This is a genomic window from Streptomyces sp. NPDC045998, from assembly GCF_056430285.1.
Genome location: NZ_JBWKLJ010000002.1, coordinates 669,430 through 686,170, shown reverse-complemented (window position 1 = coordinate 686,170; position 16,741 = coordinate 669,430). Strand labels below are relative to the sequence as shown.

Here is a 16,741-nt window from a genome sequence, read left to right as displayed (position 1 = left end):
CCCTGCCACCTCAAGGCCCTTACGGTTCGCAGGCGGGCGTTCGCAGTCCCCGGGCATCATGTGTGCAGCCGCTTGTGGACCTCCTCCGCTTCAGCGGCTCGCCGGGCCATGGCCAGTGGCTGTTCCTGCACGAGTACGCGGAACAGTGCGACGGCTTCGGTGGAGGCGGCGCGGGCGGCATCCGAGTGTTCGCCCGCTGCCCACCGGGCGCGCGCGGAGGCGGCGAGGGCGTGGGCGAGGACTTCTCGGTGGGCGTGCGGTTCCTGGGAGGAGAGAAGGCGTGCTCTCCGGACCGCGTCCTCGGCGACTTCCCCGGCAAGCTGCGCTTGTCCGGTCATGGCGAGTCCCCGTGCCTGCTCCGTGAGCATCTCGGTCAGCGCGAGGCCCATCAGGGCAGGGCCGTCGGCGTAGCGGCGCAGGATGTCCACGGCCTGCTCGTTCGCCGCGACGCCGTCCTCCTCTCTGCCCGGCACTGCCACCGCCCACTTGGCGAATGCGTTCAGCGTGCCGGCGCGCAGCAGGTCGGCCGAGAAGTCTTCCGGGAGTGCCCGGCAGAAGTCGACGGCCTCGTCGAGCAAGGGCAGGGAGGCTTCGGGCGGGGCGGTGTCCGAGACCGCCGCCACTTCGGACAGCAGCATGGCCCGGTGCATCAGGGCGTTGCCCAGCACGGTGTCGCCGGGCAGCAGTCCGACGTCGGTGCGGGCGATCGCGACGGCCTCCTCGACGGCTGCGACGGCGCCTGCCGGGTCACCGGCGCGCCACAGCAGACGGGCTCGCTGCAAAAGCGCGGTCGTCAGCTCGGCTCGAAGGCCCGGCGGATCAGAGGCGTGCTGCGCACGGAGTCCGGGGAGGGCCCTTTCCAAGGGCTCCAGGGCGTCCGGCCAGCGACCGCAGGTCTCCAGCAGCTCGGCCAGCAGGGCCTCGGAACGTGCCCTGGCGAGTCGGGTGGCGTCGTCGCCTCGATCCTGGTGTACGGCGCGCCGGTGTGCGCACGCCTCGTCCGCGGCCGCGGCCGCCTCCGTCACACGGCCGAACAGCCACAGCTGCCGCGCATGTGCTTCGAGACCGTCAGCCTGCTCGGTGCGGTGCGGGCCGGAGTTCCGCCGTATCCAGCGGTCTCTGATGTCCAGTGCTTCGCGGGAACGCCTGAGAGACTCCTCGTACCCCTTGTCGGTCCACAGCAGGCCGCTCGTGGCCGACAGAACGGCCCACAGATCGGTCTCATAGCGTGCGGGTGCCTCGACGCTGAGCGTACGCAGCCGTCTCAGGGCTTCCTCGCCTGCACGGCGCGCCTCCGCGAACTCCCCCAGGGCGCAGTGGCTCCGGAAGACGATCAGCCAGTTCCTGAGCATCGGCTCGGCGAAGGCCGCCGGCTGGTCCGCCTCCGCCGCACTGTTGACGTCCATGGATTGTTCGACGGTCTCCAGGGCTTTGTGCGGTTCATCGAGCAGGAGGTAGGTGCCCGCCAGGTTGTTGAGACAGGCGGCGAGGTCCGGGAGGTGGGCGCCGGGGGCGGTCTCGGCCAGGTCTCGAAGGATGTCGGCTGCCTCCCGTAGGTGGCCGACCGCCTCCGCCGCTTCCCGTGGTCTCTCCTCGGACTTCAGCGTGCCGGCGAGGGTGATGAGGGACATGGCCAGGTGGCTGCGGAAGGCGTCCGGCTCGAGGCGGACGAGTTCGCGGTACCAGTGGACGCTCTGCTTCGCGATGCGGTGCGCCCGGCGGCGGTAGCCGTTGGCCTGGCGTTTCAAAGCCAGGGTATTGAGTGCCAGTGCCAGACGGAGCCTGTAGATGTGCGGTTGTTCCTCGACCAGGTCCCGGTAGAGCCGCACCGATTCCTCAGCGGCGTCGAGTGCCTCGTCGAGGTGTCCCAGGTTGTCGAGGTCGATGGCGAGGCTGTTGAGGGCGTTGGCGAGGTCGGCCTGGTACGCCTGGGGGCGCGCTTTCGCGAGGCGTCGGCGGATGGTCACGGACTCGCGCATGTGGTCCAGCGCCTCGCCGTGAAGCCCGGCCCCCTGTGCGGCGGAGGAGGCAGTGGCGAGGACCAGGGCGAGACCAGCCAGCTGGGTGTCGGGATCGTCCTCGGCGAGCCGTCGCTGGAGTTCGACCGCTCTACAGGCGGACTTCAGGGCGCTGTCGCGGCGACCCGATTCCAGCGCGACGATGGCGTGGTTGTTCAGGTGGTTGACCAAGAGAGGGGTGTGCGCCATGGGGTCGCCGGCCTGGAGGGCCTCGCACAGTCGCCTGCACTCCTCGGCCACGCGCCACGCGGTGTCGTGGTCTCCGTTGGCGCCTGCGGCCACCGCGAGCGTATCGAGGGCCTTCACCAGGTTCACCTGGCTTGCGGGTTCGTCGGGGCGCAGGGCGGCGCGCAGGAGGACCACGCCCTCCTCCGCGGCCCGGTACGCATCCCGTCGGCGTTCCACATTGCCGAGGAAGATGGACGCGTTGACGCGGCAGGCTCCCCGTTCGGCCTGGTGGCGCGGGTGGTCCGCCGGGATCTTCTGCCACAGGTCGTGGGCCTCCTGCACCGTGCGGAGACATTCCTCCCGCTCGCCCATGGACGACAGGCGTTTGGACAGTTCCCGCAGTGCGACGGCGAGGCCCGGGCGTGCCGCGGGGTCGACGGCGGCCTGCAACTGGCGGTCGCGGACGATGCGCCGGTGCAGGTCCAGTGCCCAGGGGGCCAGCAGGTACGTATGGGCCGGGACGGCTGCGGCCAGTTGCTCCAGCTCGTCGAGCGTGGTGCCGGGGTGATCGGCAAGGGCCTCCAGTGCGGCCAGCAGGGGGGCGGGATCCTCCAGTCGGGAGGCCAGGGCGATGGCCGCCGGGCCGAGCACCGCCGGGTGGTGCAGGCACCAGTCGGTCAGTTGCCCGGTGCTGGGGCCGGCTCCCCGTACGGAGGCCCGGGTGACGAGGGTGAGGAGTCTGGCGGCCTGGTCGGGTGTCACGGTCGGCAGCAGCGCGTCCACCAGGTCGGGGCGGTCGCGGAAACGCCCGCCCACCAGCCGTTCGGCCAGCCGGTCGGGTTGCAGGTGCCCGACGGTGCCCGCATCGGTGGGCAGTACGGACAGGAGCCAGGCGTGCACGGCACGGACTCCGCCGGGCACCCCGCCGCCATTGCCGTCGCCGAGCACTGCGGCCAGCACGGCGGCGGCCTCGCGCGGCCCGCGCGGCCCCAGGGCCACGACGGCGGTCACCGCGTCCTCCAGCGTGTCCCACAGGAAAGAGGGATAGATCCGGTGTGCCCCGGCGGTGCCGCGCCAGTGCACGCGCTCATGTGCCAGGAGAGCGTTCTCGATGGCCGGGGTGTCGCCCGCGGTGGGCGCCACCCCTTGCGCCGCGTCCAAGAGGTGCACCAGGGCGGCCATGTGCAGAGTCAGCGGAGAGCCGAGCGCGCTTTCCGTCAGCTCGGGCGGGGGGCGCTCGGCGTACTCGGCCCAGCGGGGCCCTCCCTCTCCGAAGAGTTTTTTGAGGGCTGCGGCAAAGGCGCGGGCAGCGGTGAAGTAACCGTCGAGGCCGTCCAGCGGCAGCGCGGGAAGCTCGCGGACCCACGCGGTCGACAGCATCGATCCGAGCTGCAGTGAGTCCCCGGTGACCTCCTCGAGCCAGTGGCCGGCGGAACGGGCGAGGAGGACGGTCTTGACCGGCGTATCCCGATACCGTGCGGTGAACTCCAGGACGGAACGCGTCTCCTCGATGCGGCCGTCGGCACCGTCGACCACCAAGAGCAAGGGCAGGCCGGGCGCGGAGGTTCCGGGTTCCATCCTGGCACCGGGCCGCAGCCAGACGACGGACCACTCGGGTGGGAGGCGGCGGGCGAGTTCCACCACGAGCCGGGTCTTGCCCCGGCCGCCGGGGGCGTGGACCACCGCGACCTCGCCGTCGGACTGCTCCGTCCACGCGGTCAGTGCGCGCAGTTCCTCCTCCCGGCCGTGGAAGGGGACGACCGCCCGGGCCGGATGCAGCAGTTCCACGACCGAGCCGGCAGCGGGCTGCGTTGCGGCGTGGTGGTCGGGGTGGGCGAGAGTGGCGTATTCGACCGGCTGGGGGACGTGTGGTCCATGAGCCCCGAACTCCTCCAGGGCGGCGAGGAACGTATCGTCATGCAGAAGGGTGACGGCCCGCTCCGCCTCCAGCCGCGCCGGGATGCGGTCGGGCACGTCATTGACCACGACGCCCACGACGAGGTCGCCGCACAGCACGGCCGCCCCCGACATACCCCTCCAGGACGAGTCGCTGGTGCCTCGGCCACGGTAGGTCGTGCAGTCCAGTACGTACATGCCGCCGACGAGCCCGCTGAGGGGGCTGATCTTCCCCTCTGCCTGCTCCGACTCCCGGGACCGCCGCTCGGAATGAGGGAAGCCGGTGGCACGCCACTCGACGGACGTGCTGTCCCCGGCGATCCTGCCCCACAGCACCTGGTCGGGGGAGGCAGGCTTCCAGTTGTCGGCGGTGATGCGCACCAGCGCGGCGTCCACTTCGGGCGCATCGTCTTCGGTGGCGTCCTTCGGCATCCCCCGCCACACCACGTGCCCCGGGTAGTCGGTTTCCTCTTCCTCCCCCAGCGGGGAGACCGCGACCGGCGAGCCCACGGCTGCCACGGCGTGCGCGGCCGTGAGGATCAGACCCGGGGCGATCTCGTAACCGGCCGCCCAGCCACCCGCCGCCGCCACGCGCACGACGCGCTTACCGCTCAACAGACCTCCCCGGCTCGTACGGGTCCTGCCACGGCAGGAGGGACACGTGTCCTGTCATCGCGGCCGCCGAGCGCGCACCCGGCCGTCCGGAGCCTCGCCGTCGACTGCCGCACCCCGCCCGTCCGCGGAGATCTGCACCGGGCCGCCCCCGCGACGCGGCGTGAGGGTCACCAGCACACGGTGGCTGCGGCTGCGCGCCGCGGAGCCCTCCGCATCCGCGGTGACGACCCAGGCCCGGAAGCCGGCTGTGCCCCGGGCCTCCTGGCGGATCTCGACGAGGAACTCCATCTCGATTTGGCCGACGTCGAAGGTGATGTCCTGGCCCTCGCCGCTCGCAGCGGCCTCCATGAGGCTGTCCCGCAAGGCGGTGACGGCGTCCCCGAGTTCGATGTTCATGAAGCCCCCCACAATCCCGCGCGGCCTCAGAGGCACGCCGTGTACGCGCCCCGCCGGGCGCTCGCCAGAAGCGAACCGACTTTAACCAAGGGGCACTTGATCTGTCCGGCGGATCGGAAAGGCGAACAGTGTTCCACGGAAAGAAACGCCGTCCGTATTGGCAGGGGCATGCCAGTGTGTTGAAGTGGCATACAGCGTTTCTCTCTCCGATACCCCCGAGGAGGGCAACCCCGTGCTACGCACCCTTCTGCGCGCCGTCCCCGCCATCATGCTGGCCGTCGCCGCCACCCTGACCGCCCCCACCGCCACGGCGGCCACGCCTCACGCCGGTCTCGCGGCCGATCCCGCCGCCCCCGGCCCCCACCCCGTCGCCTACACGGACCTCACCGTCTCCGCCTCGGGCCGCTCCTACAGCGCCCGCGTCTGGTACCCGGGCGCGGCCGCCGGGGCCAACGCCCCCGTCGCCCGGGGAGTCCACCCCGGCCTCGCCTTCGGACACGGCTTCCTCCAGAACATCTCCACGTACGAGAGCACCCTGCGCCACTACGCCTCCTGGGGCTTCATCACCGTCGCCCCCAAATCCCAGGGCGGCCTCTCCCCCAGCCACAGCGGGTTCGCCGACGACCTGAACGCCGCCCTCGCCTGGCTCACCACGCAGAACGCCACCACCGGATCCCGCTTCGCCGGCGCCGTCGACACCAGCCGCTACGCCCTGGCCGGCCACTCCATGGGCGGCGGCGCGGCCCTCCTCGCCGCCTCCCGCAACCCGTCCGTCAAGTCCGTCAGCACGCTCGCCGCCGCCGAGACCAAGCCCTCGGCGGTCACCGCCTCCGCGGCCTTGTCCGTCCCGGTCCAGTACGTCGGCGGCAGCAAGGACACCATCGCGGGCGTCGACGGCCATCAGCGCAGGATGTACGACGCCAAGCCCGCTCCCACCCAGCTCCGCGTCATCACCGGCGGCTTCCACTGCGGCTTCACCGACAGCAGCGGATTCGGCTGCGACAGCGGCTCGATCACCCGCGCCGAGCAGCAGCGTCTCACCCGCTCCGTGACCACCTCCTACCTCCTGTACACGCTCGGCCTCGACGGTTCCCTCCACGACCAGGTGTGGGGCGCCGCTGCGCGGAACCTTCCCGGCGTCGTGTACACCGCGAAGCCCTGACCCCGCCCGAACGATCCCGCCGTCCGGAGGAGCACCCCGAGCGCACCCCTCCCCCGCGCCGAACCCGGCCGCGAGCGGAGGGCGTTCCCCCTCTCCTCCGGGCGGCACCCCGGTCACCGTCCGCCGCGGCACACCCGCGCCGTTCGGATGGTGGCCGGTCGTACGGAACCAACCGCCTCGTCGAGAACCTCGTCCACGGCGAGCGCGGCGCCCACCGAAGCCGCCGTCACGAGTGCTGCGTTTGACGACGGCCCGGCACGGGGCTGCACTGGATTCATGGACGCTGCGGAGATTCCGTCCCAGGGAGAGCAGCGATGACGACCATGGAAAATTTCAGCCTTCTGCAGCCGTACAAGATCGCCGAGGAGACGTTCGTCATCCCGTGGGCCCTCGAGGCCCCACCGGTCGGCCACTTCCCGATGAATTCGATGGTGATCCGGGGAGCCGAACCGGTCCTCGTGGACACCGGGGCGCCCGCAGTACGAGCCCAGTGGCTGGAGGCGGCCTGGTCCGTCGTGGATCCCCTGGACGTACGGTGGATCTTCCTCACCCACGACGACCGCGACCACGCCGGCAACCTCCTGGCGGTTCTCGCGGAATGCCCGAACGCGACCCTGCTCACGACATGGTTCTCCATCGGCCGCATGGCCGAGGAGTGGGAGACCCCCATCAACCGGTGCCGCTTCATGACCGACGGCGACACGATCGACACGGGCGACCGCACCCTGGTCGCCAAGCGACCACCCCTGTACGACAACCCCACAACCCGCGCCCTCTTCGACCCGAAGACCAACGTCCTGTGGGCCGTCGACACCTTCGCCACGAACGTGCCGGCCCCCATGCCCGAGACGGCAGCGCTGTCGCCGGACGAATTCCGCGACGGCCAGTTCTTCGGCGGAAGGCTGGTCTCCCCCTGGGTCGCCCTGCTGGACGCCCAGAAGTTCGGGAAGGTCGTCACCGACTTCCAGCACCTGAACGCCGAGGTCATCGCCGGCTGCCACTGCCCCGTCCTGCGCGGGCCCCAGATCCCGGAGGCCTACGACCTCCTCCGCCGGCTCCCCGACATCCCACCGTGGACGGAGTTCACCCAGGCCGACCTGGACCAGTCGATGGCGGACGCCGAGAGCTCGGTTCCGCCGGAGCAGCCGCGGCCGTCGGGGACGTGAGCAGCGCCGCCGCGCGGCGTCGGGATGTGCCGCACTCCGGGCACCGTTCGCCGAACGCCGACGGTCAAGGCCGGTCGCGCAGGCCGACCGGCGCAGCGGTCACCTCGCTCGCACCCCCGGGCCCGGGGGCGTAGAAGGGACGGGCGGCGTCGACGGCCGCGAGCACATCGATCCGCTGCCGGTCGTCGTGGAACCGGCCGTGCTCCTGCACGAAGCCCGCCAGCAGGTCGAGCCACCGACGGCAGAAGGCGAGGTCGGGCTCGCGCCGTACGCCGGCTCCGTCCACGTCCAGCCATGTGGCACCGGTGTGCGACCACGCCCGCTCGGCCAGCACGCCGGGGTGCGCTCCGCCCGTACAGCGCGCCGCCACCCAGGTCGGCTCCCGCACCTCCAGGTCGAGCGACACCGCGAGCGGCCCGTCGAGCCCGTCGCCTTCGGCGGAGCCGAGCACACGGCCGCCTGCCGTGACCACGTCGAGCCGGCGTGCCTGGGGCCCGTACGCGGCTGCCGACAGGTGCACGCTCCGCCCGGCCGCGCCGTCGATCCGGCTGCCCTCGTCCTGTCCGTCCACCCGCAGCCGGACCCAAGGACCGTTCGTGACGACGACGGGGCCGCTGCGCAGAGCGCGGCTGAACGCCTCCGGGTCGTGGTCTCCCCCGGTCCACGCGTAGACCCGCCCGGAGCCCGGCGGGCCGGAGAAGGCACCGGCCCGGCTGAAGGACAGGAAGGCGTCGGTCCCGGCCGTCGGCGCGAGCCGCAGCCCGCAGCCCAGCAGGCGGTACCAGAGCTCGGCCGGGCCGGAGGGGTCGACCGAGAACAGCAGGTCGATGCTGTCGACCAGGCCGAGCGCGGCGTCCACCACCAGCTCCCGCGCCTCCACCGACCGGATCACCCAGTCGAAGAGGTGATCCGGCGCCGACTCGGCATCCGGGGGGAACGGGCGGACCACGGGGTGGCAGTAGCCGATGGCCGCGCCTCCCGCGCGCAGCTCGGCCGCCGTCTCCGCGTTCGCGGGCCAGTCCCAAGGGTGCGAGCCGCCCTCGTGCCCCGTCGCCCAGCGAGCGGGTGAGGTGTGCCCGCCCGTGGCGTGGAAGTGGCCCAGCAGGTCGTTGCGGAACTCGACCCCGAAGGCCGTCGTGCCGTGCTCGTGCCGCAGCGGACGGCCCAGCCGGCTCTCCACGAGCGCTTGGTCGTAGATCTCGTCGCCGTGCCAGTTGCCGGCGACCAGTCCCATCAGGTCCAGCCCCTCGCCCTGCTGCATGAGGACCGCGTCGTGCAGCGAGACCACCTGGTCACCCGAGTAGTTCGCGTGCACGTGCAGGTCGGCTCCGGTCCATCCGCCGCCGTCGCCGTCCCACCAGCGCTCCGGCTCGAGGTGCAGCCGTGTCGTGCCGCAGGCAGGCAGCTCGGCCCGCTCCGAGACCGCGGTGTACTGCGCACCCCGCGCCGCCGTCACCCGCACCACGCCGGCCGGCACCTCGAGCGTCGCTTCCTGCGCGTGGAAGAACGGCCGGTCGTGGACGTCGTACTTCAGCCGGCCTCCGGTGGGCGCCCACGGCTGCCCCGCCGCGTCGACGACGCTCCATCGGACGGGCGTGGTGGCCGAGAGCTCCAGCACGGCCGGCGGCACGCGGCGCACGGCGGCCGACAGGTCGACCGTCACCGCACCGGCGCGCAGCGACGCGAGACCCGGCTGCGGCTCCAGCTCCATCCGGCCGACCGCACCGGCCGCCACCGTCCACGCGCCGACCGCGCCCCTGACGTCGACCGCATGGGGCGTGTCGTTCACGACGACCACCACCACACCTCCGGGACACCAGGTCGCGGGGCCACAGGACCCGTCGAGCACGTGCAGCGGTTCGCCGTACCGCACGGTCCCGGTCAGGACGTCGACGACCACGACACCCGGAGGCAGCGGCGCGTCCGCGCTCACCAGCAGCCGGAGGGCGGCGGCGCGGTCGACGCGCCGGTCCTCCCCCATGGCGGCGAGGACCGGACCGAGCGCCGGCACACCCCAGCGGCGGGCCAGATCCAGGACGTCCAACATGACGTCGGGCGCTTCGGCCCCCCAGTCCAGCGGGGATGCGGCGAGCAGCGCGCGGTAGCGCGCCAGCGCCTCGCCGACCGCGGGGGGCAGCTCGTCGTCGCAGCACATGGCGGTCCCTTTCTGCCGAGCCTGACCCGCGGGATCACGGCAACTCGATGAAGCCCCGCGGGGGCCCTCCGGCCAGGGCTGTCGGTCAGCAGATTCTGCGGGCGCCGGGCTCGAGAAGCGATTCGTCCCACGGGACGTACGAGAGCCGATTCGGGTCCCAGTAGTACATCAAGTCCGCGTTCTCGCTTGACCATCCCTGGTAGATCTCGTCCCAGGAACGCTCCGCATGGTTCGTCAGGGAGCGGGCTTCGATCACGTCGTCGCCGCGCTGGTAGCGGACGTCCATGGAGATGCGTACCTCGTCGCGGATCACCGCGGGCAACGACTGATGGACCGTGAGGCTGGGAAACGTCACCACGTCGCCCACGGCGAAATCGCCGCCGACCCAGTCGGTCTCGTGCGCGCACAGCTGCGCCCCCCAGTTGGTCCAGTAGCCGTCACTGTCCCCGGTTCCCACCGGCAGGCGGCCCTGCCGGTGGGAACCACGCAGGATGACGAGCGGACCGCTCGCACGACCGCAGTCCCCGACGGGGAACCAGCAGGTCCACGTTGCGGTACTGCCCTGAACGAGCGGGAAGTCCTGATGGGGTGGGGTCGCGCCCGTCGACGGGTGCGCCGTCATGGCGCGCATGATGTGCCGCGGATGGACGAACACGTCGTCGGTGCCGAAGAGCTTGCGATAGAGGTCCAGGAGCACGGGCTGGTGCGGCAGCCGATGCAGCTCGGGCAGCCTCTGCAGGGCGGCGTAGAGCTCCGCGGTGACACCGATGTCGACCCGCATCCGGTCGGCGGGCAGCTGGTTGAGCCGGGCGAGATCCAGTTTCCCGTCGAGCGGATCGGCATCCGGCGCCCGTAGACCATGCTCCGACAGTACGTCGAGGACTTTGGAGCGTAGCTGCAGAATCGGCTCCGGATCGAGCAGTCCACGGAAGAAGAGGTACCCGTCGCGCTCGGCTCGGGCTCGCAGCTCGTCGGGGTGGCCGAGGAGTTCGGTGGATTCCTCGAACGGCGTCAGATCAGCGGCTTGGAGCTTCACCGGAACCGAGGACATGGTTTCGCTCATGGCCCCAGGCTAGGAACGCGCTTCCTCGCCGCGCCATGGGGAAAACGCTCCGTTCATGGATGATCCGATCAGCGCTCTCGGCTCTGGGCCGCGCCACAGCTCACCGGCCGCTCGCCGGGGTTGACGCGTCGCAGCGCACCCTCCTAGCGTTCCTGAAACGATTCACCATCGTGCTGTCGGCGCTGCCGTCCGAGAGGGGCACTCCCGTGGGGGTTCTGCACGTCGTCAAGCCCACCGTCGAGTACGCCACATGCCCTCTCGGGCTCGACACGGAACGGCCGCGGCTGAGCTGGCAGCTGCTCTCCGACCGACCGGGTCAGGCGCAGAGTGCCTACCAGATACACGTCGCGACCAGCGCCGACCTGCTCGACGACCCTGATGTCTGGGACAGTTCACGCGTGGCCTCCGACCAGTCGGTGCTGGTTCCCTACGCCGGTGCCGCGCTTGCCCCCCGCACTCGTTACCACTGGTCGGTGCGGGTCTGGGACGCGGACGGTGTGGCGAGCGAATGGAGTGAGCCCTCCTGGTGGGAGACCGGACTCATGGACGGCTCGGACTGGGCCGGCCAGTGGATCGGCGCCCCGACGACCCTGGTGGACGCGGCGGCAGCGTCCCCGCTGCCAGGGGTGCCGCCCCTGGAAGGGGCCCAGTGGATTCGCCTGGCGGACAGCAGCGCCCCAGGCCGGGCAGGGACCGGAGCCTCCGCCGCGATCCGCTGGTTCCGCGTCGTCATCGACGTACCGCCAGGTGTCCGCCGGGCCTGTCTGGTGGTGGCCGCCGACGGCGGCTTGACCGCCTACGTCGGCGGCACCCAGGTCCTGCACACGGTCGCCGATCCCACCGCGGAGAACTGGCGCCGTCCAGCCGTGGCCGAGGTCACCGCCCAGCTGCGGCCGGGACGCACCGCCGTAGCGGTCCGCGTCGACACGAGCAGCGCCGGGTCCGGGGAGGCCGGCCTCCTCGGAGTGCTGGAGTTCACCACCGCCGACGCGGTACGCCACGTGCGGACATGCCGTACGTGGAAGACCACCGGTGGCGAACCCGCGGGTGACTGCTCGGGCCCCGACTTCGACGACAGCGCCTGGGCGGCCGCCGACGAGTGGGCCGCCTGGGGTACGGCCCCGCGCGGGGCGGTGGCCCCCGCCGCGTCCCCCGCCTTCCAACTGCGGCGCGAGTTCCGCCTCCCCGCGCGACGGATCGCCCGCGCCCGTCTGTACGCCACCGCCCTCGGGCTGTACGAGGCGCACCTCAACGGCCGCCGCGTCGGCGCCGACGAGCTGGCCCCGGGCTGGACCGACTACCGCAAGCGGGTGCAGTACCAGACGTACGACGTCGCCGACCTGCTGCGCGGCGGCGCGGCCAACACGCTCGGCTTCCACCTGGCGGACGGCTGGTACGCGGGCACCATCGCCTCCTTCGGCCGGCACCACTACGGCGAACGCCCCCTGCTGTCGGCGCAGTTGGAGGTGACGTACGCCGACGGCTCAACCGAGCGGATCGTGTCGGACCAGGCGTGGCGTGCGGCGGCGGGCCCGCTGGTCTCCGCGGACCTGATCGGGGGCGAGGACTACGACGCCCGGCGGGAGACGGACGGCTGGACGCAGCCCGGCTTCGACGACTCCGGGTGGCAGCCGGCGGAAGCCGCGGCGGTCACCCCACCACCCGCGATCGTGGCCCAGGCCGATGCCCCGGTCCGGGTGGCGGGCGAGCTCCCCGCCCGGCGGGTCACCGAAGTCGCCCCAGGGGTCTTCGTCTTCGACCTGGGTCAGAACATGGTCGGTTCGGTGCGGTTGAAGGTCTCCGGCGCGGCGGGCACGGTGGTGCGGCTGCGCCACGCGGAGGCGCTCAACCCGGACGGCACGCTCCACACCGCAAACCTGCGGTCGGCCCGGGCCACCGACACCTACACCCTCAGAGGCGAGCCGGTGGAGGCCTACGAGCCGCGCTTCACGTTCCACGGCTTCCGCTACGTGGAGGTGACCGGCTACCCCGGGGTGCCGCCCCTGGACGCGGTGACCGGCCGCGTCATGCACACCTCGGCCCCGTTCACCATGGACTTCGAGACCGACGTACCGATGCTCAACCGGCTGCACTCCAACATCACCTGGGGCCAGCGCGGAAACTTCCTGTCCGTTCCCACCGACACCCCGGCCCGCGACGAGCGGCTCGGCTGGTCCGGCGACATCGGCGTCTTCGCCCCCACCGCGGCCTACGTCATGGGGTCGGCGCGCTTCCTCACCAAGTGGCTGCGGGACCTGTACGACGCCCAGCGGGCGGACGGCGCGTTCCCCGATGTGGCGCCGCAGATCGGCATGGTGGGCGCGGGCACGCCGGGCTGGGGCGATGCCGGCGTCTCCGTGCCGTGGGCGCTGTACCGGGCGTACGGGGACACCCGGATCCTCAGGGAGGCATGGGAGCCGGCCAAGCGCTGGCTGGACTACCTGCACCGGCACAGCGAGGGGCACCTGCGCCCCGGCACGGGCTACGGTGACTGGCTCAACGTCCGCGACGAGACGCCCAAGGACGTCCTCGCCACCGCCTTCTTCGCCCACAGCGCCTCCCTCGTCGCCCGCATGGCGCGGGCTCTCGGTGACGACCCGGCCCCCTACGAGAAGCTCTCCGCCGCCGTCCGCGGCGCCTTTCGCGCGGCCTATGTCTCGCAGGGCGGCGCCCGCGTCAAGGGCGACACCCAGACCGCGTACGTACTCGCCCTGTCCATGGATCTGTTGCCGGAGCCGGAGCGCGGGCCGGCCGCGGACCGCCTGGTGGAGCTGATCGAGGCGCGGGACGGGCACCTGTCGACCGGATTCCTCGGCACGCCGATGCTGCTCGGGGCCCTCACCGCCGCGGGGCGCACGGACGTGGCGTACCGGCTGCTGCTCCAGGAGTCGTTCCCCGGCTGGGGCTACCAGATCGCCCGCGGAGCCACCACCATGTGGGAGCACTGGGACTCCGTGCGGGAGGACGGCGGCTTCCAGGACCCGGGGATGAACTCCTTCAACCACTACGCCTACGGCGCGGTCGGCGCGTGGATGTACGCCACCGTCGCCGGCATCGCGCCCGCCGCGCCCGGCTTCCGGCGCCTGGTCGTCCGCCCCCGCCCCGGCGGTGCGGTGACGGCGGCGCGCGCCCGCTTCGACTCGCTGTACGGCCCGGTCACCACCCGCTGGGAGGCGGGCGGCGGCGGCTTCACTCTGCGTCTCGGCCTGCCGGTGGGCACCGCCGCCGAGGTGTGGGTCCCCGCCCGCGCCGCGGCGGACGTCAGTGCCGGAGACGCGGAGTTCCTGCGGATGGACGACGGCTGCGCGGTCTTCGCCGCCGGTTCGGGCTGCCATCTGTTCCGTACCGGACGACATGCTCGATGAGCGTCGCGACAGGCCCCGGCACCGTAGCGGTGTAGCGCGCGTCTCATCCCCCGTCATCCCCCTTCATCCCGCGTCGTCTCCCGCCGCGCGGTAGGCGGTCGGGCTGAGGCCGTAGTGCGTCCGGAACCGGCGGGAGAAGTAGTTCGGGTCGGGCCAGCCGACCGCGGCACCGACGCGCGCCACGGGCAGTGTGGTGCCCCGCAGCAGCGCCGCCGCGCTCTCCGCCCGCGCGCGGGCGAGGTACGCCATGGGCGGGAGTCCGATGTGGCTGGTGAACATCCGGGTGAGATGGCCCGTGCTGACCGCGAGTTCGGCGGCGAGCCGGGCCGGGGTCCAGGCCTGTGCGAGATCGGATTCCAGCAGCCGTACGGCGCCGAGTACGAGCGGGTGGGCCGAGGGTGCGTCCGCCGCGGCCGGGGCGGGTGCCTGCGGTGCCGCCGCGGCGAGAGCGTCGAGGAAGACCGCGAGGCGGCCGAGGACCCCGATTCTGTGGACCGGGCCGTCGTGCCCGGCGGCCGCGGTCAGTTCACCGAGGAGCGACAGGCATCGCGTGTGGTGTTCCGCATCGAGCCGGAAGCCGAAGACCCCGGCGTTGCCCGGCGCGCTCGGCCCGCCCCACAGCAGGTGGTTGACGGCCGGTTCGGTGCGGATCCAGGCGAGGTCGGCGCGGAGCAGCTCGGCCGCGAAGCAGCAGTTGACCACGGTGAGGCCGGCGCAGTCCACGTAGCCGTGCCAAGGCCCCGGCCGGAGCACGATGACGTCCCCTGCGGCGAGCGGCCGGCGCCCGGCCGCGGTCAGGTGCCGCCCCCGTCCGGAGACGACGAGGGCGATCTCCAGGAAGTCGTGGCTGTGTCCGGGCACGTCGCCGGTCAGCCGGTGCCGGCCGGTGTGCACCGGAACCCGGGCGGGGAACAGGCCGGTGCCGTGCAACAGGCCACCGGACGGGGTGTCTTCGTACGGCACATCGGTATCGTGCTAGCTCGTGCGAGTCGTTGGCTAGCCCCGCCGCCACCGGGGCGACCAGCATGAGGGGTATCGCAGAGACCCCCTGCAGGGGCCGATGAGGTCGAGGAGCACGATGGAGCTTTCCGAAGAGAGCGTGGAGCACTACCGGCGGCACGGTTTCGTGCGCGTGCCCGGAGTCCTCTCGGCGGCCGAGGCCGCCGGCTACGCCCGCGCCGCCGCCGAACTGCCCGGTGCGTCGTCGACCGGCCCGGAGATGCGGGCCTTCCGGCAGTACGTCAACGTCTGGCGCACGAGCGCGGCGTTGCGCGCGCTCACCCTGCACCCGAAGCTCTCGGCGCTGGCGCACCGGCTGGCCGGTGTGCCCCTGCGCCTGTGGCACGACCAGGTGCTCGTCAAGCCGCCGCACCACGAGACCGCGACCGAGTTCCACCAGGACCACCCGTACTGGCCGCACCGGACCTGCCGGCACGCGCTGTCCGCCTGGGTGGCGCTCGTCGACGTACCGGCCGAGCGCGGCTGCATGACCTTCCTGCCCGGCTCCCACACCCACACGGGGCTGCGGCCCCAGGACCTGCACAAGGAGGGGGACCTGTTCGAGATCGACCCCGGACTGCGGTGGAGCGAGCGGGTCACCGTCCCGCTGCGCGCGGGGGACGTCACCTTCCACAACAGCTACACCGGCCACATGGCCCTGCCCAACCGCACGGACGCGGCACGGCTCGCGCACGTCGTGATCTACATGGACGCGGACACGGTCTACGACGGCCGTCCGCACCCGGTCACGGACGGCGTCGGCCTCCTGCCCGGCGACCGCCTCGACGGTGACCTGTTCCCTCCGCTGACGCCGGCCACTTGAGCATCCGCCCCTTCGCGGTCACAGGACGTGCTGGGCGCTTCGCCACTCCCGTGGTGACTGGCCGACGTGCTGCCTGAACAGGCGGGAGAAGTAGTACGGGTCGGCCACGCCACACCGCCGGGCGACCTGGCCGACCGTGAGGCCGGTGGTGCGGAGCAGCTCCTGTGCCCGGGCGATCCGCCGTGCGGCGACCCAGCCCATCGGCGAGGTGTCGAGGTGCCGACGGAAGCGGCGCGTCAGCGTCGCGACGCCACAGCCCGCCACACCAGCCAGCTCGCCGATGGTGAGCCGATGGTGCAGCTCCTGGTCGACGTACTGCAGCACGCGCCGCAGATCGTCGGGGACGAGCGCCCCGTACCAGGGACCGGCCGCTCCGAGCGACTCCGACAGCTCGTGCAGGAGCAGCGTCCCGAGCGCCCGCATCAGCCCCTCGTCCGGCACGCCCCGCCGGAACACCTCGACCGCGTACAAGGAGACGTCCACCAGCCGCGGGCGTTCCTCGGCGGAGGAGACCACGACCGAGCCGCCGGCAAGGACCGTGCCGTCGCGCCGCCACCCGCATCCCGTGAGCGGGTGGTCGCGGTCGTGCGGCACTTCGGCCACCACCCGGTGCCCGGGGTCGTGCTCGGGTACGAGGTGCGCGCCGGCGAGCAGGAACGGGTCCATCACGTCGGCGGCATAACGGATCGACCGCCCCCACGGCAGGACGAGGAGCACGCCGGCCCTCATCGCATGGCGCTGTCCGTTGACCCAGACGTGGCCGCCTCCTCTCCGGCACAGGAGGACCATGCGGGATTCCACCCGCGCGTGCCGCAGCCGCCCGCCGGGCTGGAACTGGTACATGTTCGCCTGGCTCACGACCGGGAACGGCGTCCCACCGACCATGAGCGGATTGTCCGGCAACCGTGCGTCCGG

Annotated in this window: 10 protein-coding genes; 4 read left to right on the top strand and 6 right to left on the bottom strand. The window is 72.4% G+C overall.

What is annotated here, in order from left to right:
* Positions 1-56 precede the first annotated feature (56 nt).
* Positions 57-4,697: a tetratricopeptide repeat protein gene (locus AC07FJ_RS08040; RefSeq protein WP_479046533.1), complete on the bottom strand. Its 4,641-nt coding sequence runs from the start codon at positions 4,695-4,697 to the stop codon at positions 57-59.
* A gap of 54 nt (positions 4,698-4,751) precedes the next feature.
* Positions 4,752-5,093: a trypco2 family protein gene (locus AC07FJ_RS08035; RefSeq protein WP_479046531.1), complete on the bottom strand. Its 342-nt coding sequence runs from the start codon at positions 5,091-5,093 to the stop codon at positions 4,752-4,754.
* Positions 5,094-5,325: 232 nt separating this feature from the next.
* Between AC07FJ_RS08035 and AC07FJ_RS08030 the strand changes: the two genes are divergently transcribed.
* Together AC07FJ_RS08030 and AC07FJ_RS08025 are read left to right on the top strand one after the other, a co-directional pair.
* Positions 5,326-6,255: an alpha/beta hydrolase family protein gene (locus AC07FJ_RS08030; RefSeq protein ID WP_479046529.1), complete on the top strand. Its 930-nt coding sequence runs from the start codon at positions 5,326-5,328 to the stop codon at positions 6,253-6,255.
* Positions 6,256-6,569: 314 nt separating this feature from the next.
* The gene (locus AC07FJ_RS08025) at positions 6,570-7,421 is read left to right on the top strand and encodes an MBL fold metallo-hydrolase (protein WP_479046527.1); all 852 of its coding nucleotides are present in this window, start codon (positions 6,570-6,572) and stop codon (positions 7,419-7,421) included.
* Positions 7,422-7,485: 64 nt separating this feature from the next.
* Here AC07FJ_RS08025 and AC07FJ_RS08020 read toward each other — a convergent pair whose 3' ends face one another.
* Both AC07FJ_RS08020 and AC07FJ_RS08015 read right to left on the bottom strand, forming a co-directional pair.
* Positions 7,486-9,576 (bottom strand): CehA/McbA family metallohydrolase, encoded by a 2,091-nt coding sequence (locus AC07FJ_RS08020; RefSeq protein WP_479046524.1) that lies wholly within the window; start codon positions 9,574-9,576, stop codon positions 7,486-7,488.
* A gap of 85 nt (positions 9,577-9,661) precedes the next feature.
* Positions 9,662-10,639 carry a phytanoyl-CoA dioxygenase family protein gene (locus AC07FJ_RS08015; protein ID WP_479046522.1) on the bottom strand — a complete coding sequence of 326 codons (978 nt, stop codon included), beginning with the start codon at positions 10,637-10,639 and terminating at the stop codon, positions 9,662-9,664.
* Positions 10,640-10,809: 170 nt separating this feature from the next.
* On the opposite strand from AC07FJ_RS08015, the gene AC07FJ_RS08010 reads away from it, so the two are divergent.
* Entirely contained in the window at positions 10,810-14,004 is a 3,195-nt protein-coding gene (locus tag AC07FJ_RS08010) for a family 78 glycoside hydrolase catalytic domain (protein WP_479046944.1), read from the top strand.
* Between the two features lie 63 nt (positions 14,005-14,067).
* Here the strand turns inward: AC07FJ_RS08010 and AC07FJ_RS08005 are convergent, their stop codons facing one another.
* Positions 14,068-14,967: an AraC family transcriptional regulator gene (locus tag AC07FJ_RS08005; RefSeq protein WP_479046520.1), complete on the bottom strand. Its 900-nt coding sequence runs from the start codon at positions 14,965-14,967 to the stop codon at positions 14,068-14,070.
* Between the two features lie 115 nt (positions 14,968-15,082).
* On the opposite strand from AC07FJ_RS08005, the gene AC07FJ_RS08000 reads away from it, so the two are divergent.
* Entirely contained in the window at positions 15,083-15,826 is a 744-nt protein-coding gene (locus AC07FJ_RS08000; RefSeq protein ID WP_479046517.1) for a phytanoyl-CoA dioxygenase family protein, read from the top strand.
* Between the two features lie 18 nt (positions 15,827-15,844).
* On the opposite strand, the gene AC07FJ_RS07995 is transcribed toward AC07FJ_RS08000, so the two are convergent.
* Complete coding sequence (locus tag AC07FJ_RS07995) at positions 15,845-16,711, bottom strand: helix-turn-helix transcriptional regulator (RefSeq protein ID WP_479046515.1); 867 nt, start codon at positions 16,709-16,711, stop codon at positions 15,845-15,847.
* Positions 16,712-16,741 lie beyond the last annotated feature (30 nt).